Here is a 20,806-nt window from a genome sequence, read left to right as displayed (position 1 = left end):
TTACATTTGCATTCCTAATTTACAGGTTTTTATGAGTGAAGAAAAGTCATTGAACTTTATTGAAGAGATTGTTGAGAACGACTTAAATAGTGGCAAGTATGAAACTTTGGTTACGCGTTTCCCGCCTGAACCTAATGGTTATTTACACATTGGCCACGCGAAAGCGATATGCTTAAACTTCGGACTAACACAAAAATACGGCGGTTATACCAACCTGCGTTTTGATGATACCAATCCGGTTACGGAAAAAACAGAATATGTAAACAGCCAGCAGGAAGACATTAAATGGTTAGGTTTTAACTGGAAAAACGAATTGTATGCCTCAGATTATTTTGATGAGTTATATTCTTTTGCCGTTAAACTAATCGAAAAAGGCCTGGCCTATGTTGATGAAATTTCTGCAGATGAAATTGCAGCATTAAAAGGAACGCCAACAGAACCTGGTCAGGATAGTCCTTATCGCAATCGCAGTGTTGAAGAAAATTTAGACATTTTCACTAAGATGAAAAATGGCGATTTCCCTGATGGCGCTTATATTTTGCGTGCAAAAATCGACATGGCTAGTCCGAATATGCTGATGCGCGATCCGATAATTTATCGTATTAAACATGCCGAGCATCATCGTACAGGCAACAAATGGTGCATTTACCCGATGTACGATTTCGCCCACGGACAAAGCGACAGCATAGAAAACATCACGCATTCCATTTGTACATTGGAGTATGTTTCGCACCGGGAATTGTACGATTGGTTTATCGAAAAATTAGAGATTTTTCCCTCAAAACAATATGAATTTGCCCGTTTAAACCTTACTTCTACTGTAATGAGTAAACGCAAATTGTTGCAATTGGTTAACGAGAATTTAGTAAGCGGCTGGGACGACCCACGCATGCCTACAATTTCTGGTTTACGCAGAAGGGGGTTCACACCAAAAAGTATTCGTGAGTTTTGCGAGCGTATTGGTATTGCCAAACGCGAAAACCTAATCGAATTAAGTTTATTGGAATTTTGTATACGCGAAGATTTAAATAAAACTGCCAGCCGTGTAATGGCCGTCTTGGATCCGATTAAATTAATCATCACGAATTACGAAAAGGGAACGGAAGATTTAATTGGCGAAAACAATCCTGAAGCAGAAGATGGTGGCGGTACACGTGTGATTCCTTTCAGCAATGAGCTTTGGATTGAACGTGACGATTTCATGGAAGTACCGGCGAAGAAGTGGTTCCGTCTGGCACCAGGCGCAATGGTGCGCTTAAAATTCGCTTACATTGTTAAGTGTGAAGATTTTGTAAAAGATGAAAATGGAAACGTAACAGAAATTCATTGTACTTATATTCCGGAATCGAAAAGCGGAAACGATACCAGCGGCATAAATGTAAAAGGAACCATTCATTGGGTAAGCGCACAACACGCAAAAACTGCCGAAATTCGTTTATACGATCGGTTGTTTACATCAGAAACACCAGATGCAGAAGAAGGCGATTTCAAAGATTATTTGAACCCTGAAAGCTTAAAGGTTTTACCGAATGCTTATATAGAACCTGCTTTAGCCGATGCTGATTTAGAAGGTCGTTATCAGTTTATCCGTAAAGGTTATTTTTGTTTAGATAAAGATTCTACTGCGGATAAGTTGGTATTCAACAGAACGGTTACTTTGAAAGATACGTTTAAGAAACCGAACTAAGCCCCTCCCAAACCCGCTCCGGAAGGGAGGTTTTGACGAGCTTTAATAAGACACGGATGAACACATATTCATCCGTGTTTTTTTTGGCCTGACTAGCTAAAGAATTTCCACGGAAACACAGCACTCACGGAATTATTTTATACATCAGGTTTCACCTGAACCCTTTAATACTTCAAATAAACATTATAAAGTACCAAAATATCAACAGGTGTCAGCGTTTTGGTAATATCTGATTGTATAAAATGGATTTTAAAAGCTTCAATTGCGGCAGGGAGGTTTGCGGTATTGTAACCGATATATTTTAGCGCCTTTTCCGTATCGAAATCTGCAGGAGGGTTCTTCAAAACTTCATCATACCAGAAACCAAAGCCTTTATCAGCCAGTTTTTTCCAGGGGAAATTTTTCGGGTCGTTTTTACGCCCAGGTGCAATATCTGCATGGCCAATAAAGTTCGCCGTTGGAATGTTATAGGTTTTTTTCAGCGTTGCTAATAATTTAATCAAGCTGTTTATCTGCGCATCCTGCCACACATCGCCAATACCATTATTATCCAGTTCAATACCAATTGATGAAGAATTCAGATCGGTATCTTTGCCCCATTTACTTACGCCGGCATGGTTTGCCCGGAGGTAATCATTTACCATGTGTACTACTTTTCCATCGCGGCTAATTACATAATGTGCGCTGGTTCCGGCTTTTGTTGAATGAAAGGTTTTAATCGTTTGGTTTAAACTATCCTGAGCAGTGTGGTGAATAATTACAAAATTCGGTTTCCGGATGCCAAAATTTACGGAGCCGATCCATTGTTGATTTGCAGCATTTATTGAATCGTAAAGCTGTCCTTCAGGTGGCGTTGCAAGAATAATCTTCGAAAACCCCTTGGCTTTTTCCTTATACACTTTTTCGGTAGCGGCATATCTGTTTGAGCTGCAGGAAGACACAAGGAGAACGAAAACAATTAGAAGTGACTGACGGTTTCTTACAAGATTGATTAATGACATAATGTATTTATTAATGCAATGAAGGTACAAAGTTATGCTAAAGTTCATCCTTTGCATCAAACTTTATACAAAGCTTTCAATTTTTACTAATTTAGTAGCGATATACATTTACAATGAAAAAACTTTATAAAGCAAATAGGCTTTTCTTCGCGCTGGCATTATCAGCAGGTCTATTTTCAGCTTGCACAAATACACCTAAAGCAACCGATGGGAAAACAACCGCCGTTAGTCAGAAAGATAGTTTGATAAATTATGTTGCTCAGCGTTTACCGATTTACGAAAGGGTTAAATTAACGACCAACCTGAACCAATTAAGTATAAATGACAGAAAGGTTTTGCCACTACTTATTCAGGCGGCCGAAACTATGGATGCGCTTTATTGGAAGCAGGCCTACCCCCAGAAAGACAGTTTATTGGCTTCTATTAAAGATGAAAAAACCCGTGATTTCGTAAATATCAATTATGGTCCGTGGGATAGGTTAAACAATGATAAACCTTTTGTTGCCGGCATTGGAGCCAAACCAGAAGGTGCTTCATTTTATCCTTACGGGATATCAAAAGGAGAGGTAGAAAAATCGGCATTAACGGATAAATTCGGAGCTTATTCAGTAATTAAAAAAGATAGTACAGGAAAATTAAGTACGGTTCCTTATCATATTTTATTTGCTTCCGAATTACAGAAAGCATCGTCATTGTTAAAACAAGCGGCCTTAATTACGGAAGATGCCGGTTTAAAAAAATACCTGAATTTAAGGGCTGATGCCTTGGTTACTGATAATTTTACCGCCAGTGATTATGCCTGGCTCGACATGAAAACCAATGGTTTGGATTTAATTATCGGCCCGATTGAAAATTATGAAGATAAGCTTTTTAACGCCCGTACCAGTTACGAAGCTTACGTTTTAATAAAAGATAAAGAGTGGAGTAAGCGTTTGGAGAAATATGTAAAACTGCTCCCAGAGTTGCAAAAAAACTTACCTGTTGCGGCTAAGTATAAAACTGAAACACCAGGAACAGATTCTGAACTAAACGCTTACGACGTGGTTTATTACGCCGGCGATTGTAATGCTGGTTCGAAAACGATTGCTGTGAATTTGCCTAATGATGAAAAAATTCAGCAGGAAAAAGGTACCCGTCGTTCTCAGTTAAAGAATGCAATGCAGGCTAAATTCGAGAAAATTTTAGTTCCGATATCAAAAGAACTTATTGATGCCGAACAGCAGAAATACATCAAGTTCGATGCATTTTTCGCAAATGTAATGTTCCATGAAGTTGCACATGGTTTGGGTATTAAAAAGACAATTACCGGAAAAGGTTTTGTTCGCGCCGCATTAAAAGAGCAATATAGCTGGCTGGAAGAAGGCAAAGCAGATATATTAGGCTTATATATGGTTACAGGCCTGCTTAAAAAACGCGAACTACAAGGTGATATTAAAGAGTATTACACCACGTTTATGGCCGGTATTTTACGTTCTGTTCGTTTTGGCGTGTCAGAAGCACATGGAAAAGCCAATATGCAATGCTTCAATTACTTTAAGGAAAAAGGTGCCTTCGAACGTACATCAAAAGGAACGTACAAGGTTAATTTCGACAAGTTTGCTTCTGCGATGAATGATTTAAGCGCATTCATTATTACTTTACAAGGTAACGGAGATAAGGCAGCTGTAGAAAAAGCACAGAAAACTATGGCGATAATTCCAACTGAACTGCAATCTGATTTAGATAGGTTAACCAGAAAAAACATACCCGTTGACGTTGTTTTTGAACAAGGTGTTGATGTACTTGGAATGAAATAAAATCTCAGCAGTAATCATAGCAGCCACAGATTTTCAGTTATTTAAATAGCTGAAGGTCTGTGGTTTTTTTATGTCTTATCCAGATTTCCAAAAAATCCTGTAACCTTTTTAAAAAACGGTCGTCTTATTAATAACTAAACATCGGGAACAGTTCGTTTCTGAAAGCTAAGCTTTAAACAGATCGCCATTTGATTGAAATGCATTATATGCGTTATGGAAATCATTTTGCCTGAATTTTTAGAAAAATAAGACCTAAACCAATGAAAAATTTTTACAAAATAGCACTAATTGTTATAGCCGTTTTTTCTTCAGGGAGCATTTTTGCACAAACAACAACAAAAGCAAATGTAACGGGTATCATCCTCGATGAAAATAAAAAACCTGCAGATTATGTAACGGTTGTGCTTTTAAAAGCCGCCGATTCGAGTGTTGTAAAAACAGCGTTAACCGATCAAAATGGCTTGTTCGGATTTAGCATTTCTGCCAAAGGCGATTACTTTTACAAAGCCAGTAACATGGGTTATAAAACGATTAAAAGTAAAACGGTAGCACTTACAGATGAAAACCAAAAAATAGACTTTGGCTCAGCGCAACTCGTATCAACTTCACAAAATTTAAAAGAAGTTACCGTTGCTGTAACCAAGCCATTAATCGAGCGAAAAATGGATAAAGTCGTAATGAACGTTTCGGGCAGTGCAGTAATGACAGGTTCCAACGCACTGGAAGTTTTACAAAAAGCACCGGGCGTTTCTGTCGACCAGAATGATAATATTTCCATGCAGGGAAAACAAGGGGTACTAATTCAGCTTGATGGTAAACAAACTTACATGAGCAACGCAGATGTGGCTAATTTGCTTAGAAATATGCAAAGTTCAGAAATAGAGACCATAGAACTGATTACCAATCCCTCGTCTAAATACGATGCTTCAGGCAATTCCGGAATTATTAACATTAAAACTAAAAAAAGTAAAAATGGGGGTACAAATGGCAGTGTAAATGCAATGGCAGGATATGGAAAAAATTTCAGAGGAAATGCGGGATTAAATCTGAATCACAGGACGCAGAAACTAAATCTTTTCGGTAATTATAATTATGGGAATAGTGAGCGGGAAAATTTAATAACGATTGATCGTATTTCGAACGGTACGCCGGATACTTATTTTATGCAAAGTGGTGTAAGTCGGCGGAAACAACAAAACAATAATTTTAAAGCAGGTTTAGATTATTTTATTGATAAGAAAAATACCATTGGCTTATTGGTAAACGGGTATTTTAACCATGGAACCGAAGCATCTATGAACAACACTTTGATTGGCCCATCATTTCAAAAAGTCGATTCAACGTTGGTATCTAATAGCTTGCAGACTAATAAATACAATAACATTGCTTATAACCTTAATTATAAATCAGTTTTAGATACTGCGGGTTCTGAACTTTCTGTTGATGTAGATTATTCTAAATACAACGGTAACGACGGCTCAGATTATGAAAATGATTACCTGTTTGCAAATGGAAACAGAATTCGCCCGGTTATTTATACCAGAAACAACACACCTTCGATAATTGATATTAAAGCATTTAAAGCGGATTACAATGTTTCTTTAAGTAAGTCGGTAAAGCTCGAAGCCGGCGTAAAAAGCAGCTGGGTTAAAACCGACAACGATTTACAGGCACAAGAATTAATAAATAACATCTGGCAAAATGATGTTCGCCGCAGTAACCAGTTCATTTATAATGAAAATGTAAATGCCGCTTATACAAACATCAATAAACAGTTTAAAAATACAAGTGTACAGCTGGGTTTGAGAATGGAACAAACCAATTCTAAAGGGAATTTAATTACCACAAATACGATAGTAGAACGTAGTTACTGGGATTTCTTTCCAACATTATTTGTACAGCAAACACTTAATAAAAACAACCAAATGGGATTCTCTTACAGCCGTAGAATTGATCGCCCGAGTTATGATGCCTTAAATCCATTTATTTACTATCTGGATCAATATACCTATAGCAAGGGAAATCCATTCCTTAAACCCCAGTACACAAACAATGTTGAGCTGAGTTATACTTTCATGCAAAAATACATGTTATCTGTTGGCTACAGCAGAACAACAGATGTGATTACCGAAGTATTACTGCCTGATGCAGCTCAAAAAGCATTGTATCAAACTAATGAAAACTTAGCCAAAAATACCAGTTACAATGCCAACCTGAATGTACCTGTTAAGGTTGCCAAATGGTGGTCGATGAATAATAACTTAAATGTTTTTTACCTGAGTTTTGAGGCACCTGATTTAGCCGGAGCTGCTTTAAAAACCGGTAAAACTTCCTTTCAGTTTAAATCGCAGCAAAGTTTCACAATTGTGAATGGCTTTACCGCCGAATTAAATGGTAGTTATGAATCGCCGCTTGATTACGGCACTTTAAGTATAAAATCCCGTTATTCTATTGATGCAGGTTTAAGTAAATCGTTAATGGATAAAAAAGCGAGCTTAAAGCTGGCTTTATCTGATGTATTTAATACTTATAAAAATGATTTATCGAGTGGCTATCCGGGTTTGAAATATGATGTTCACCAAAAAAATGAAAGCCAGATTGGAAGAATTAGTTTTACCTATCGTTTCGGTAAAAACGAGATTAAACCCGCCCGCAGACGCTCAACAGGAACCGAGTCGGAGCAAGGTAGAATGAAGAATTAGATAATGTTTCAAACCTCGCGGGTTTTCAAAACCTGCGAGGTTTGACTTTTAAACTTTTTTTCTCTAAAATAGGTAAACGGAGATTAAGCTTTTTGAAGTTCCGGCAGAATTGCCGCATATTCAAAGAATAAAGTTTGTTGATTGGAGCGAATAAATGTCAATAACAAATGCTTTTATGATGAGATATTTATGTTTACTTTAGTTAAAAACTATATCTAAAGCTCAAAATTTATGAAAAACTTTTTGCTCATCGCTCTATTATTATGTTCATGCAAAATCTATTCTCAACTTAGTATAAATGGAAGTTTTGAGGAACTTGACGGGAAAAGAATGCCAAAAGGCTGGTTATTTTCATTTGATGATATCCAGAAAAAAGCATATCCTGTAGCTGTTGACAGCCTGATAAAGCAGGATGGAAAATACAGCCTTTCAATTGAAAAGAAAGGGGTGGAATCTTCATACGGCGTAATTGATTATCCTGTAACCCAAATTTTTGATGGCAAGAAAATAGAACTAAGGGCATACCTAAAAACAGAAGGTATTTCTGCAGGTTATGCTGGCTTATGGGTAAGAATAGATGATGCTAGCGGTAAAGTGATTGCCTTTGATAATATGGGTGAAAGAGGTGTAAAAGGCACAACAGATTGGAAACAATATTCTATAAAACTCGATTACAATAGTGATGAAATTAAAACCCTGCACTTTGGTGGATTACTTTCGGGAGATGGAAAAGCATGGTTTGATAACTTCCAGATTTTTATTGACAATAAACCATTAAGTGCTGTTCAGTTAAAGAAAATCGTAATGCCAAAAGCGGAATTAGATACCGCTTTTGCTAATGGATCTGGTATAAAAGACTTTAAACTTAGTGAGCAAATCAGCAATAATTTAATTATTACCGGGCAATTTTGGGGCTTTCTGAAATATTATCATCCAGCCATTGCTAAAGGAGATTACAACTGGGATGCAGAACTATTCAGGCTGTTGCCATCAGTTATCAATGCCAAAAGCAATAGAGAATTAAGTACTGAAATGGAAAAATTTTTAGACAGATTGCCAAAGCCTGATTTATGTAAAAATTGCAACAAAATTGTCAATGAGTCATATGAAATTAAACCCGATTATGGCGCATTATTCGATAATAAAATTATTAATGCATCTCTTCTTGAAAAGCTGACTTATGTTAAGGAGAATCGAAATACCGGCAAAAATTATTATATAGAAATGGCTCCCGGCGTATCAAATCCGGTTTTCAAAAATGAGAAACCCTATTTAAATATGAGTTATCCGGATGCCGGTTATCGCCTGCTATCACTTTATCGTTACTGGGCAATGATTAATTATTTTTTCCCTTATAAAGACGTTATAGGACAAGACTGGAATAATGCGCTAAAATCTTCTTTAGCTGATTATGTAAATGCCAAAAACGAATTGGATTATGGTAAAGCCGTTTTAAAGTTAATTGCTAAGGTTAATGATACGCATGCAAATCTTTGGAACGGAAGCAAAGCAATAAACGAATTCAAAGGAAAATATGCGCCGCCGCTTCAGGCAAAATTTATTGAAGGTAAATTGATAATCACAGCCTTACATACCGATACACTCGATGTTAAAAGTAAATTAAAAATCGGAGACGTTATTGCTTCAATACAAGGAAAAGATATCAATAGCCTTATTAAAGAATATCTTGCTTTAACGCCTGCATCAAATTACGATACACAGCTGCGTGATTTACCCATAAATTATTTGCTGAGGAGCAATGAAACAAGTTTAAACATTAAAGTTAACAGAGACGGAAATATGTTTGACTATAATTTGCCAATGGGAAAATTAAGTCAGGTTTATAAAAATCCTGATTTTGAAAAGGCCGAAGCCTATAAACTTATTGATGAAAATACCGGTTACGTTTTCCCCGGAAAATATAAAAATGCCATGCTTGCTGACATTAAAAAGAAATTCGAGAATACCAAAGGAATCATTGTTGATATGCGTTGTTATCCATCAGAATTTATGCCTTTTACTTTTGGCAATTACATTAAAAGTACTTCAACGCCTTTCGTAAAATTTACTATGGGAAGTGTAGATTACCCGGGCTCATTTAAGTTCGGCCCAGCGTTAAAAAATGGGCAAATGGCACACGATAACTATAAAGGTAAAGTTGTCGTAATCGTTAATTCAACCTCGCAAAGTCAGGCGGAATATACAACGATGGCCTTTCAAAGTTCACCTAATGTTAAGGTAATTGGCAGCACAACTGCCGGGGCAGACGGAAATGTTTCGGCCATTGTTCTGCCTGGTGGTTTAAGAACAATGATATCCGGAATTGGTGTTTTTTATCCCGATGGTAAACCTACACAAAGAGTTGGCGTAAAAATCGATGAGGTAATTTACCCAACTATTAATGGAATTAAACAAGGAAAAGACGAGCTTTTAGAAAAAGCGATTGAAACCCTAAATAAAGGCTGGTAGAAATTTTCTCAATAATATATAAAACAAAAGGCCGATGCTTTCAAACATCGGCCTTTGCTATTATTTACTTAAATACATTGATTTATCTTTGTAAAGCTTGCGGAAATACGGGTCTTCCAAATCTTTGATGAAGCGGATGGCTTCACCGGTAGATTTCATTTCCGGGCCTAATTCTTTCGCAACTTCAGGGAATTTCTCGTAAGAGAAAACCGGCTCTTTAATCGCATAACCTTTCAGCTTACGTTCGATGGTGAAATCTTTCAACTTCGCCACACCTAACATAATTTTAGCCGCGATGTTGATGTAAGGCACATCATAAGCTTTGGCAATAAACGGAACCGTACGGGATGCTCTTGGGTTCGCTTCGATTACATAAACTTTTTCATCTTTAATTGCGAATTGAATGTTCAATAAGCCACGAACATCTAAAGCCTTTGCAATTTTAACCGAGTATTCTTCCATTGCTTTGGTTACCTTTTCAGATAAGCTAAACGTTGGTAATACGGCAAATGAATCGCCTGAGTGAATACCTGCAGGCTCGATGTGTTCCATCATACCTACAATATGAACGTCGTCACCATCAGAAATCGAATCTGATTCTGCCTCTTCTGCTCTATCTAAAAAGTGGTCAATCAGTACACGGTTACCCGGCAAATCGCCCAATAATTTTACTACGGCTTTTTCCAGGTCTTCATCGTTAATTACAATGCTCATACCTTGTCCGCCCAATACATAACTCGGACGAACCAAAACCGGATAACCCACTTCGTTTGCAACAACGATGGCTTCCTCAGCGTTTTCGGCTACACCATATTTTGGATAAGGAATATTTAATTCTTTTAATAAATCAGAGAAACGCCCACGGTCTTCAGCAATATCCATATTCTCAAAAGATGTTCCGATGATTTTGATGCCTTTTTCCGTCAGCTTTTCTGCCATTTTCAAAGCGGTTTGGCCGCCTAACTGAACAATAACACCTTCCGGTTTTTCTAACTCTATAATTTCGCGAACATGCTCCCAGAAAACCGGTTCAAAGTAAAGTTTATCGGCCATATTAAAGTCGGTAGAAACTGTTTCAGGGTTACAGTTTACCATAATGGCTTCAAAACCTGATTCTTTTGCGGCTAACAAGCCATGTACGCAAGAATAATCGAATTCAATCCCCTGACCAATGCGGTTAGGACCAGAACCTAATACAATAATTTTTTTCCTGTCTGACGGTTTTGATTCATTTTCTTCGTCAAATGAGGAGTAATAATATGGTGTTTGCGCCGGGAATTCCGCAGCACAGGTATCAACCATTTTATATACCCTGTTTATGCCTAAGGCCTTACGGCGGTCGTAAACTTCATCCTCCGTAACATTTCCTAACAACCAGGCAATCTGAGTATCAGAGAAACCTTTTTGTTTCAGCGTGAAGAAGAAATCCTGTGGAATATTGTTTAATGAATACCTTTTTAACTCTACTTCTAAAGCGACAAGCTCCTGAATCTGATTTAAGAACCATTTATCAATTTTGGTAACCTTACGGATAGATTCCAAAGGCACGCCCATTGTCATGGCATCTTTTATTAAGAACAGACGGTTCCATGAAGCATGCTCCAAACCATCCATAATTTCGTTGATGTTGCGGTTTTGACGGCCATCGGCACCTAAACCTGCACGACCAATTTCTAAACTCTGACAAGCTTTTTGTAAGGCTTCGATGAACGTACGGCCAATAGCCATTACCTCACCTACAGATTTCATTTGTAAACCTAATTCTTTATTGGCGCCCTTAAATTTATCGAAATTCCAGCGAGGGATTTTAACGATTACATAATCCAGGGTAGGTTCGAAATAGGCTGAAGTTGTTTTTGTAATTTGATTTTCAATTTCATCTAAGTTGTAACCAATAGCCAGTTTTGCAGCGATTTTAGCAATCGGATAACCGGTCGCTTTACTGGCTAATGCTGAGGAGCGTGATACACGTGGATTAATTTCGATAGCAATAATTTCATCATCGGCAGGATTGACCGAGAACTGAACATTACAGCCGCCTGCAAAATTACCAATGGCACGCATCATTTTAATTGCCTGGTTGCGCATATCCTGGTAACAACGGTCAGACAATGTCATTGCTGGTGCTACTGTTATTGAATCTCCGGTGTGGATTCCCATTGGATCGAAGTTCTCAATCGAGCAAATGATAATCACATTATCATTGCTATCTCTTAATAACTCCAGCTCATATTCTTTCCAGCCTAAAACTGCTTTTTCAACTAAAACTTCATGTGTTGGGGAAGCCTCTAAACCGCGTTTTAAAGCGGCATCAAATTCTTCTTTCTTATGCACAAAACCACCACCAGAACCACCTAAAGTATAAGATGGGCGGATAACCAACGGATAACCGATTTCCTGTGCCGCTTCTTTACCTTCTAAAAATGAATTGGCAATTTTGGATTGTGCTACGCCTACGCCTATATCTACCATCAGCTGGCGGAAAGCTTCACGATTTTCGGTTTTTTCAATTGCATCAACATCTACACCGATAACTTTTACGCCGTATTTTTCCCAAACTCCGCGTTCTTCAGCCTCTTTACAAAGGTTTAATGCCGTTTGGCCACCCATTGTTGGAAGTACTGCATCAATTTTCGGTAAATCTGGCGAGTCGATGTGCTCTTGTAAAATTACCTCGATTGAATCAACAGACAAAGGGCGTAGATAAACATGGTCGCCGATTACCTTATCCGTCATAATTGTAGCCGGATTAGAATTGATAATTGAAACGGTAATTCCTTCATCTTTCAAGGAAAGTGCCGCTTGTGAACCCGAGTAATCAAATTCGCAGGCCTGGCCAATAACAATTGGGCCTGATCCGATAATTAGTACTGAGCGAATGGAAGTGTCTTTAGGCATGGTACAGCTTAATACAATAATTAAAATTCTAAAGTGTTGACCTTTTTAAAGGCTAGAAGCAAGGAGGTTTTTGCTCTTAAGAAGAAATCCCAACTGTTCTGTCGGGATGCAAAGATACAGCTTTAGAAGTATTTTAAGCCGATTTTTTTAAAATAAAAAAGAGCATATAAAATATACGCTCTTTTAAATTTTTCTTTTGTTAAAACTATTATTGTTGCAATTTTATTTCGCCTAAATCAGTCGTAGAACTATCTTTTACTGCAACGTTCTCAATTGTGGCGTCTTTATAAGGCGCATTACCTTTTATCCAGACTTTATAAACGCCTTCTTTTAAGTTAGTAAAAGAGAAAATGCCCTGATTAAGTTCTGCACGTAGGGTATCTGTTCCTGCAACTAATGCTACTGCCGAAGTACCGGTTACCGGTGTAATTTTACCTGTAATTCCGCCAAGCTTAATGTTGGCAAAAGCGCATAATATTAATGGAAGCATTACCATTATGACGACTATAATATTCAGCTTTTTCATACACTATATATTTTGATCAATAATTCTGGTATTTGTTCTGTGGGTATTAAATGACATTAATATAAACGTATAAATCCGCATTTAGTTTTATTATTGAACTCAAAATCGAACACTGTATGTTTATTTGTACATGGTTACAGTCTGTGTTAATACATTTAGCGATATGAAAGTATACATTTTTTAAAAACAGAACTTTAAAAACTCGCTTCAAGTCATGTTTACGTCACGAAACTGTGATGTTCTTAAAATTGGCAATAATGTTGTAATAAGTCGAATGTATTTGCGTTTTGTAAATACTTTAGTTCAATCTAAAGCTTCCTCGCGGAGTAGTTAACCGCAACGAGGATTTCTTCATAAATAGTTTGTTTGGTTTATTATCCGGTCGGAGGAGCCCTCCTCGACCGGATTTTTCTTTAATAGCCTTTTTGTTCCTATTTTTGAATCAGATGATATTAGCTGCCAATTCTTTCCTTGATTTTTTAATAGACCAGTTTGTTCACACAAGTTTAATTGAATGGCTTGCGGTAATAACGGGTTTTATCTGCATTTATCTCGCGGCTAAAGAAAGCATCTGGAACTGGCCGGTTTCGTTAATTAGCGTAATGGCTTATGGATTTTTATTTTATAAAGAAGCCATGTATGGCGATATGACGTTACAGATTTATTTTCTGTTTACAGGTTTTTATGGCTGGTATTTTTGGCTGAATAAAAAAACGGAAACACAGAAGCCAATCACACTATTATCCAATAAAGGCTGGCTAATTACAATTGCATCAATTGCTGTTTTGAGCTTATTTTTAGGTTGGTTCATGGCAAAATACACGAATAGCACCGTTCCTTATGCTGATGGTTTTTGTACCTCAGTTAGTTTTGTTGCGCAGATTTTACTTACCCGAAAAGTCTTGCAAAATTGGTTATTATGGGTATTTGTAGATATTTGTTATATCCCATTATTTATATACAAGCATTTAAACTTAAGCGCTGTTCTGTATTTCGTGCTTATTGCAATTGCATATAAGGGTTATCTGGATTGGAAAAAGACATATCGTGAACAAATCAATTAAAAAAATAGCCCTGGTTGGCCCCGAGAGTACAGGTAAATCGACCATGTCGCAGCTTTTGGCTAAATATTATAAGGTTTCTTGGGTGCCCGAATATGCCCGCTATTATTGCGAAAACTTAAATGCACCTTATACCTTACAGGATGAATTAAATATGTATTACGGGCAACTTGCGCTGGAGGATGCCATATTGGTTACTACTGAAAATGATTTTATTATTTGTGATACTACCTTTTTAACTGTAAAAATATGGAGCGATGAAGTGCTGGGCGAAACGCCACAACTGGTTTTAGATGCATTACCAGAACATCCTTATGATCTTTATCTTTTAATGGATATTGATTTGCCCTGGCAAGACGATCCGTTAAGGGATTTTCCGAATCAAAGTACATATTTTATGGAGGTTTGGCATAAGGAATTAAAAGCACTCGATGCAAATTACAAAGTAATTAGCGGAACGGGAGATATAAGATTTGAAAATGCAAAAGCCGCTATTGACCAGTTTTTAAAATTGTAAAGTATTTTTATTCATAATTGTTTTCTTAAAATATTTTCTACATTTGCCACATCATTAGGGGTGCCTTGTTTTAAATAACACAAAAACGGGCTGAGATCATACCCATTTTGAAGCAGAAAGAGGAAAGCAAAAAGCTGAAAGCTCTGGTAAATTACCAGGCTGTAGTCTTTAAGCGCTAAGCCTTAAGCTTTAAATGCACCTGATCCGGGTAATGCCGGCGTAGGGATTGGAGTTATGGAAGTTTAACTGAAGTCGGGAGTACCCCTATTTCCGATGGGTTTAACTAAAACAATCAAAAATTGAAAAAATTACTTTTTGTGGTTTTAACCGCAATGATGCCATTCTTTGCTTTGGCACAAATTTCTGTCACAGGAAAAGTGACCGACAACAATCAAAAACCTTTGCCGGGTGCAACCATTAAGTTAAGAAACCAAAAAACGGCAGTATTAAGCGATGGTGATGGGAATTTCACACTATCAAATCTATCAGCAGGTAAGTATGTTATTGCTGTAAGCTACCTAGGCTACAAGTCAACTGAAAAATCGATTGAACTTAGCCAAAATCAAACTGTAGATTTTACGCTCGTTCCTCAGGCATTTCTTGCAGATGAAGTTATCGTTCGGGCAACCCGGGCAAATGAAAAATCGGCCACGACCTATAAGAATGTAACAAAAGCTGAAATTCAGGAGAATAATTTCGGACAGGATTTACCTTTTATCCTTCAAAATACACCTGGTGTTGTGGTCAATTCTGATGCAGGCGCAGGTGTTGGTTATACGGGAATTCGCATTCGCGGAAGCGACAACAGCCGGATTAATGTTACGGTAAATGGCATACCGATTAACGACAGCGAAAGTCAGGGGACATTCTATGTAAACATGCCCGATTTCGCTTCATCGGTAGATAATATTCAAATTCAGCGTGGTGTTGGTACGTCAACAAATGGTGCGGGCGCTTTTGGTGCGAGTTTGAACATTCAAACTACAGCCAGCGAAATGGAACCTTATGCCGAAGTTAACAATACTTACGGAAGCTTTGAGACCTGGAAAAACACGGTGAAAGTTGGAACAGGCCTTATCAACAACCGCTTTAGTTTCGACGGCCGTTTATCAAGAATAAGTTCAGATGGCTATGTGGACAGAGGTTCATCCCTATTGAAATCCTACTTTATGTCGGGTGCATACCACGGCAATAAAGATTTACTTCGGATCAATGTATTTGCAGGTGCAGAAAAAACGTATCAATCATGGAACGGAATCCCTGAATCGCGTTTAACTAATGACGTTGCAGGTATGCAGGCTTATATAGACAGGAATGGTTTAAATGCCGAAGATGCTGCCAATTTATTAAACTCCGGGCGAACTTATAACAGCTTTTTATACAACAATCAAACAGATAATTATTGGCAAAACCATTATCAATTGTTGTATGCACGGCAGTTTTCTGATAAATTTTCTTTCAATGGTGCCTTACATTACACACAGGGCGAGGGCTATTATGAAGAATACAGAGTTGCCAATAAGCTAAGCGATTACGGTTTAAGTCCGGTTGTTATAGGCGGAACAACGATAACCACCACAGATTTAATTCGCCGCCGCTGGTTGGATAACGACTTTTATGGCGTTACCTATGCTTTCAATTATGTACCGGAAAAGAACCTGAACTTTACATTGGGTGGGGCTTATAACGAATATAAAGGTGCTCACTTCGGCCAAATTATCTGGGCGCAATATGCTTCAAACGGAACCATAGACCGGCATTATTACGATAATGATGGTTTTAAAACAGATTTCAATATTTATGGAAAGTTGAATTATAGTCCTGTTGAAGCCTTAAGTTTATTCGCTGATTTACAATACCGCCGGGTATATTATGATATTGCCGGAACTGAAAATAAGCTGAATACTTTAGCAATAAATGAAACGTTGAATTTCTTCAACCCTAAATTTGGAGCAACCTATTTTATCAATCCTGAAAGCAATTTATATGCTTCGTTCAGCGTGGCCAACAAGGAGCCAAACCGCGATGATTACACAGATGCTGCGGTAGGTATTTATCCAAAACCGGAAAGATTGAATGATGTAGAATTGGGCTATCGTTTTAAAAACAAAGTTTTTAATTTGGGTGCAAATGCTTATGGCATGTTCTATAAAAATCAGCTGGTTGTAACCGGAAAAATAAATGATGTTGGGGGTAATTATCGCCAGAATGTTGATAAGAGTTATCGTTTAGGGATTGAGCTGGATGGTTCTTACATTATTAATAAATCTTTCGCTTTAAATGCAAATGCGGCGTTTAGCAGAAATAAAATTAAAAATTTTATTGAATATTACGATGATTATGATAACGGCGGACAGGTTATAAACAACTATTCATTAACCGATATTTCGTACTCACCGGCTGCGGTACTTTTTGGTGAGCTGGTTTACAAACCTGTTGCAGGTTTCGCTGTTGCTTTGCAAAGCAAATATGTGAGCAAACAATATATGGACAATACGCAAAATAATGATCGAACGATAAATGGTTATTGGGTAAGCAATGCCCGTTTAGGTTATGATTTCAAATTTGCAGGCGTTAAAAATGTTAATCTAGGATTACTTGTAAATAACCTTTTTGATAAAAAATATGAAAGCAATGGTTACACTTACGGATACCTTTACGGTGGAAGCAGGATTACAGAAAACTTTTATTACCCACAGGCAGGCACTAATTTTTTGTTAAGTTTGAATGTTAAGTTTTAAGGGAGCAGAAAGACTAAAGCTGAAGACTTATAATCCTGGCATCCTTAAATCCTAAGAATCTTGTTTAAAATCCTGTTATGAAGTATATTGAAAAGTTCCAGTACATTACAAATGATATTCCTCATCTAACACATGTCGAACAGGCACAAAATGCATGTGAAGCTGGTGCTAAATGGATTCAATATCGTTGCTTAACAAAAGCAGATGACGAACTTTTAAATGATATAAATGCCATTGCCGAAATTTGTGATGACTGGGGTACAACGCTTGTTGTAACCAATCATATTCACTTAAATGGTAAAGCCGATATTCAGGGTTTTCATATTGAAGATATGGGGGCTGATTTTATTGCGTTGCGCGAACAAGTTGGAGAGGATATTACGCTGGGTGGTTCAGCAAATACACTCGAAAACCTGGTTAGAATCGCCAAAGAAGGTGCTGATTATGCTGGCTTAGGTCCGTTTGCCGCGACCGAAACTAAACCAAATAACTTTCCACTCATTACTTTAGAACAATATAAAAGGATTACCGATGAGTTAAGAAAATCGGCGTTAAGCATTCCTGTTGTAGCTGTTGGAGGCATAAAAATTTATGATGTAGCAGCGCTGATGCAAACCGGAATTTATGGTATTGCTGTTTCGGGCGCAATAAATTTTGCTGATGACTTTATTGAAGCTTATCAGGATTTTTACGAGGCAGTGAAATTTTAATCTTGATACCCGTATACTCAATTCTTGATACTAAAATATTAACTTCGCAATATGTCTTCACACCATATCGTAAAAGAAAAACAAGAACCGGCTTTATATATTGATGAGCTGGGAAATTTTAATGAGGAGTTGTTAGGCCAGCTATTGGAGTGGAGTCCAACACTCTTGGTAAATGGCGATAATTATGATAAAATCCGTTCGTTAGGTATCAAAGTTGATGTTTTAGTAAACGGAAAAGAAACGGATATCCAGGAAGATACTAAAGTTATTCAAGGTCCGGTTGACGCTTTAATGGTCGCCGTTAACCATCTTTACGAAGAGAAATTTCCCGCAGTAAACGTCATTACTAAAAAATTTGATTTAGAAAAATTTGCAGGATTTGAAGATAAAATCAACCTTGTTGTATTTACCGAAAGAGCAAAACATTATCCGATAAGATCGGGTTTTTCGGTTTGGAAGCCGGCCGGAAGCGAGTTCCTGATTCATGGCAATCGCTATCTGGAGGTTACTAACTTAATGCAGACTGAAGAGGAAGTTTTTGAAGTTGTTAAAGATGGTTTCGTAGAATTTACGTTTTCAGGGCAACCAATTTTTATTAGTGAACCGCTATGATTACCCTTAGAAAAGCAAAAGAAGAGGATATCGAATTAATCCGTGATATTGCTGCAGCAACATGGCCGTCAACTTATCTGGAGCTAATCGGTCAGCAGCAAATTGATTATATGTTAGATAAAATGTATAACAGAGGCGAATTGCTAAAACAATTGATGGAAGGGCATATTTTTCTAATTGCAGAAGATGGTGAAAATCAATATGGTTTTGCAGGTTACTCAATTATCGGTCATGAAGAGCGGATTTATAAGCTCCACAAACTCTATGTTTTGCCTTCGGCCCATGGAAAAGGAGTAGGCAAAATTTTAATTAACGAAGTGTTTAATCAGGTTAAAGATGCAGGTGCTACTGCCCTGGAACTTAACGTGAATAAAAACAATAAGGCAAAAGATTTTTATATAAAAGCAGGTTTTACGATTAAAGAATCGGTAAAAATTGATATTGGTAAAGGCTTTTTTATGAATGATTATGTGATGGAATACAAATTTTAGAACCCAGATTCACGATAAAATCGTGGGGTTATTATGCACTCGTTAAAAACGAGCGCAAGCGAGAATGTATAATTAAAGTAAACCACAGATTCGCAGATTAACATGTGTCGTCATTTCGACCGTAGTGGAGAAATCTTTTAGCTAAAACACCCTTTAAAAAGATTTTCTATTCCGCTATGCTTAGCTGAAAAGACGTTGTAAAGTAGGCCACAGATTTGCAGATTATGTAGTGTAATCTGTAAATCTGTGGCTTTATTAGGGCTATAAATAAAATACTATTGTTTTAATTTCGGAATTCTTGTTGGCGTATCCGTTCCATTTACAATTGTAACTGCACTTTGTGCAATTGCTTTAATTGTTGATAATATATTTTCTACATCCAAAGAACTGTACTCATCTTTTACCGTGTGGTACAATTTATCAATATCAATTTTATCGGTGCTGATGGTATGTGCCGGAACACCCAGCGCGGCTAAAGTCGCATTATCGCTTCTGTAAAAGAGATTTTGCTCGGGATATGGATCCGGGTGAAAAGTAAATGCTGTTCCTGTTAAATTTTTCTGTAAAATTTTGCCAAAATCAGAACGCTCGTAACCCGTAATAAATGCGGTGTTTTTACCGAATTTAGAATCTTTTCCAATCATTTCGATGTTAAACATCGCCACAACATCATCAGGATTTAATTTTTCTGAAAAATACCTTGCGCCAAAACCGCCGATTTCTTCAGCCGTAAAAGCTACGAAAATTAAAGTACGCTCATTGTTTTTTTGTGCCTTATAATATTTTGCCAAAGCAATCATTGCGGTGGTGCCCGAAGCATCATCATCCGCACCGTTTGCAATGCTATCGCCTTCTACTGATTTTGTAATCCCCAAGTGATCATAATGCCCGGAAAAAACAACCAATTCTTTAGCTTTTGATTTTCCCGGAATCATACCGGCTACATTAAATAAAGGTAATTTCTCTATTTTATTTTTTACTTCAACGGTGAATTCTTTAGCATCGTTTACGCCAAGTACAAAAACCATGGCATCTTGAGTTGGATTTTGTAAGTCCTTCTCATCTAACATCGTACCGCGTCCGGCGAAAGATTTATATCGTTTAAAATCAGCAGCAAACTTAGTATCAACTAAAATAATTTGCTTTTTTCCTGCGCGGCTTAATGCCCGGTATTGCGCAGCAAATGCTTTTGTCGTATCTAGTTTAATAACTTCACCATTGCTTTGATTAAAGGTAACCATAGGTGATTTACCTGTTACAAGAATACTTTCTTGCGGTATCACTTGTCCGTTAATCAATAGTTTTGTCGGTTCAGGCGTTAATTTAATTTTATAAAAACTCTGGCGGAAAGTTTTCTCGCCAGTTAAGGGCTGTAAGCCGATTTTTTTAAATTCTGATTCGATAAACGTGGCCGCCTTGTCAATTCCTGGTGTAAACGTGCCACGACCTTCCATATCATCGGCGCTTAAAGTTTTGATTAGATGGTCGGTATATTCTCTTGTGATAATTTTATCGATATTTTGTGCGCTTAGCTGCAAAGTAGCCATTCCGGCTAGCGCTAAAAAGAAAAGTTTTTTCATCTGTTATAATTGTTT

Annotated in this window: 14 protein-coding genes; 10 read left to right on the top strand and 4 right to left on the bottom strand. The window is 37.3% G+C overall.

Annotation, left to right across the window (positions count from 1 at the left end):
- The first annotated feature begins 31 nt into the window (after positions 1 to 31).
- Positions 32 to 1,687 carry a glutamine--tRNA ligase/YqeY domain fusion protein gene (locus O0931_RS11105; RefSeq protein ID WP_269415648.1) on the top strand — a complete coding sequence of 552 codons (1,656 nt, stop codon included), beginning with the start codon at positions 32 to 34 and terminating at the stop codon, positions 1,685 to 1,687.
- A 164-nt stretch (positions 1,688 to 1,851) separates the two neighbouring features.
- Here the strand turns inward: O0931_RS11105 and O0931_RS11100 are convergent, their stop codons facing one another.
- Positions 1,852 to 2,688 (bottom strand): N-acetylmuramoyl-L-alanine amidase, encoded by an 837-nt coding sequence (locus O0931_RS11100; protein ID WP_269415647.1) that lies wholly within the window; start codon positions 2,686 to 2,688, stop codon positions 1,852 to 1,854.
- A gap of 113 nt (positions 2,689 to 2,801) precedes the next feature.
- Between O0931_RS11100 and O0931_RS11095 the strand changes: the two genes are divergently transcribed.
- The 3 genes from O0931_RS11095 to O0931_RS11085 all read left to right on the top strand — a co-directional run bounded on the left by O0931_RS11095 (position 2,802) and on the right by O0931_RS11085 (position 9,655).
- A complete protein-coding gene (locus O0931_RS11095) occupies positions 2,802 to 4,484 on the top strand; it encodes a dipeptidyl-peptidase 3 family protein (RefSeq protein ID WP_269415646.1) in 1,683 nt (560 codons plus the stop codon).
- A gap of 260 nt (positions 4,485 to 4,744) precedes the next feature.
- Complete coding sequence (locus O0931_RS11090) at positions 4,745 to 7,186, top strand: outer membrane beta-barrel protein (RefSeq protein ID WP_269415645.1); 2,442 nt, start codon at positions 4,745 to 4,747, stop codon at positions 7,184 to 7,186.
- A gap of 231 nt (positions 7,187 to 7,417) precedes the next feature.
- On the top strand, positions 7,418 to 9,655 hold the full coding sequence (locus tag O0931_RS11085; protein ID WP_269415644.1) for a S41 family peptidase: 2,238 nt from the start codon (positions 7,418 to 7,420) through the stop codon (positions 9,653 to 9,655).
- Positions 9,656 to 9,715: 60 nt separating this feature from the next.
- On the opposite strand, the gene carB is transcribed toward O0931_RS11085, so the two are convergent.
- The gene (carB, locus tag O0931_RS11080; protein WP_269415643.1) at positions 9,716 to 12,553 is read right to left on the bottom strand and encodes a carbamoyl-phosphate synthase large subunit; all 2,838 of its coding nucleotides are present in this window, start codon (positions 12,551 to 12,553) and stop codon (positions 9,716 to 9,718) included.
- Between the two features lie 208 nt (positions 12,554 to 12,761).
- Entirely contained in the window at positions 12,762 to 13,079 is a 318-nt protein-coding gene (locus O0931_RS11075; RefSeq protein WP_269415642.1) for a carboxypeptidase regulatory-like domain-containing protein, read from the bottom strand.
- 446 nt (positions 13,080 to 13,525) lie between these two features.
- On the opposite strand from O0931_RS11075, the gene pnuC reads away from it, so the two are divergent.
- The 6 genes from pnuC to O0931_RS11045 all read left to right on the top strand — a co-directional run bounded on the left by pnuC (position 13,526) and on the right by O0931_RS11045 (position 19,211).
- Positions 13,526 to 14,143 carry a nicotinamide riboside transporter PnuC gene (pnuC, locus tag O0931_RS11070; RefSeq protein WP_269415641.1) on the top strand — a complete coding sequence of 206 codons (618 nt, stop codon included), beginning with the start codon at positions 13,526 to 13,528 and terminating at the stop codon, positions 14,141 to 14,143.
- Complete coding sequence (locus O0931_RS11065) at positions 14,127 to 14,657, top strand: ATP-binding protein (RefSeq protein WP_269415640.1); 531 nt, start codon at positions 14,127 to 14,129, stop codon at positions 14,655 to 14,657. The genes pnuC and O0931_RS11065 overlap by 17 nt, the downstream gene beginning before the upstream one ends.
- A 299-nt stretch (positions 14,658 to 14,956) precedes the next feature.
- Positions 14,957 to 17,398 carry a TonB-dependent receptor gene (locus O0931_RS11060; protein ID WP_331283624.1) on the top strand — a complete coding sequence of 814 codons (2,442 nt, stop codon included), beginning with the start codon at positions 14,957 to 14,959 and terminating at the stop codon, positions 17,396 to 17,398.
- A 77-nt stretch (positions 17,399 to 17,475) separates the two neighbouring features.
- Positions 17,476 to 18,108 carry a thiamine phosphate synthase gene (locus tag O0931_RS11055; RefSeq protein WP_269415639.1) on the top strand — a complete coding sequence of 211 codons (633 nt, stop codon included), beginning with the start codon at positions 17,476 to 17,478 and terminating at the stop codon, positions 18,106 to 18,108.
- A gap of 51 nt (positions 18,109 to 18,159) precedes the next feature.
- Positions 18,160 to 18,720 carry a thiamine pyrophosphokinase gene (locus O0931_RS11050; protein ID WP_269415638.1) on the top strand — a complete coding sequence of 187 codons (561 nt, stop codon included), beginning with the start codon at positions 18,160 to 18,162 and terminating at the stop codon, positions 18,718 to 18,720.
- A complete protein-coding gene (locus O0931_RS11045) occupies positions 18,717 to 19,211 on the top strand; it encodes a GNAT family N-acetyltransferase (protein ID WP_269415637.1) in 495 nt (164 codons plus the stop codon). The genes O0931_RS11050 and O0931_RS11045 overlap by 4 nt, the downstream gene beginning before the upstream one ends.
- Before the next feature lie 275 nt (positions 19,212 to 19,486).
- On the opposite strand, the gene O0931_RS11040 is transcribed toward O0931_RS11045, so the two are convergent.
- A complete protein-coding gene (locus tag O0931_RS11040; protein ID WP_269415636.1) occupies positions 19,487 to 20,791 on the bottom strand; it encodes a M20/M25/M40 family metallo-hydrolase in 1,305 nt (434 codons plus the stop codon).
- Between the last annotated feature and the right edge of the window lie 15 nt (positions 20,792 to 20,806).

Origin of the sequence: Pedobacter rhodius (assembly GCF_027213645.1) — a bacterium.
GTDB classification, from domain to species: domain Bacteria; phylum Bacteroidota; class Bacteroidia; order Sphingobacteriales; family Sphingobacteriaceae; genus Pedobacter; species Pedobacter rhodius.
This window is presented reverse-complemented; position numbering and strand designations above follow the sequence as displayed.

Coding starts and splice junctions, on each gene's coding strand:
- O0931_RS11105 (WP_269415648.1), top strand. CDS start 32: ATGAGTGAAGAAAAGTCATTGAACTTTATTGAAGAGATTGTTGAGAAC.
- O0931_RS11100 (WP_269415647.1), bottom strand. CDS start 2,688: ATGTCATTAATCAATCTTGTAAGAAACCGTCAGTCACTTCTAATTGTT.
- O0931_RS11095 (WP_269415646.1), top strand. CDS start 2,802: ATGAAAAAACTTTATAAAGCAAATAGGCTTTTCTTCGCGCTGGCATTA.
- O0931_RS11090 (WP_269415645.1), top strand. CDS start 4,745: ATGAAAAATTTTTACAAAATAGCACTAATTGTTATAGCCGTTTTTTCT.
- O0931_RS11085 (WP_269415644.1), top strand. CDS start 7,418: ATGAAAAACTTTTTGCTCATCGCTCTATTATTATGTTCATGCAAAATC.
- carB (WP_269415643.1), bottom strand. CDS start 12,553: ATGCCTAAAGACACTTCCATTCGCTCAGTACTAATTATCGGATCAGGC.
- O0931_RS11075 (WP_269415642.1), bottom strand. CDS start 13,079: ATGAAAAAGCTGAATATTATAGTCGTCATAATGGTAATGCTTCCATTA.
- pnuC (WP_269415641.1), top strand. CDS start 13,526: ATGATATTAGCTGCCAATTCTTTCCTTGATTTTTTAATAGACCAGTTT.
- O0931_RS11055 (WP_269415639.1), top strand. CDS start 17,476: ATGAAGTATATTGAAAAGTTCCAGTACATTACAAATGATATTCCTCAT.
- O0931_RS11050 (WP_269415638.1), top strand. CDS start 18,160: ATGTCTTCACACCATATCGTAAAAGAAAAACAAGAACCGGCTTTATAT.
- O0931_RS11045 (WP_269415637.1), top strand. CDS start 18,717: ATGATTACCCTTAGAAAAGCAAAAGAAGAGGATATCGAATTAATCCGT.
- O0931_RS11040 (WP_269415636.1), bottom strand. CDS start 20,791: ATGAAAAAACTTTTCTTTTTAGCGCTAGCCGGAATGGCTACTTTGCAG.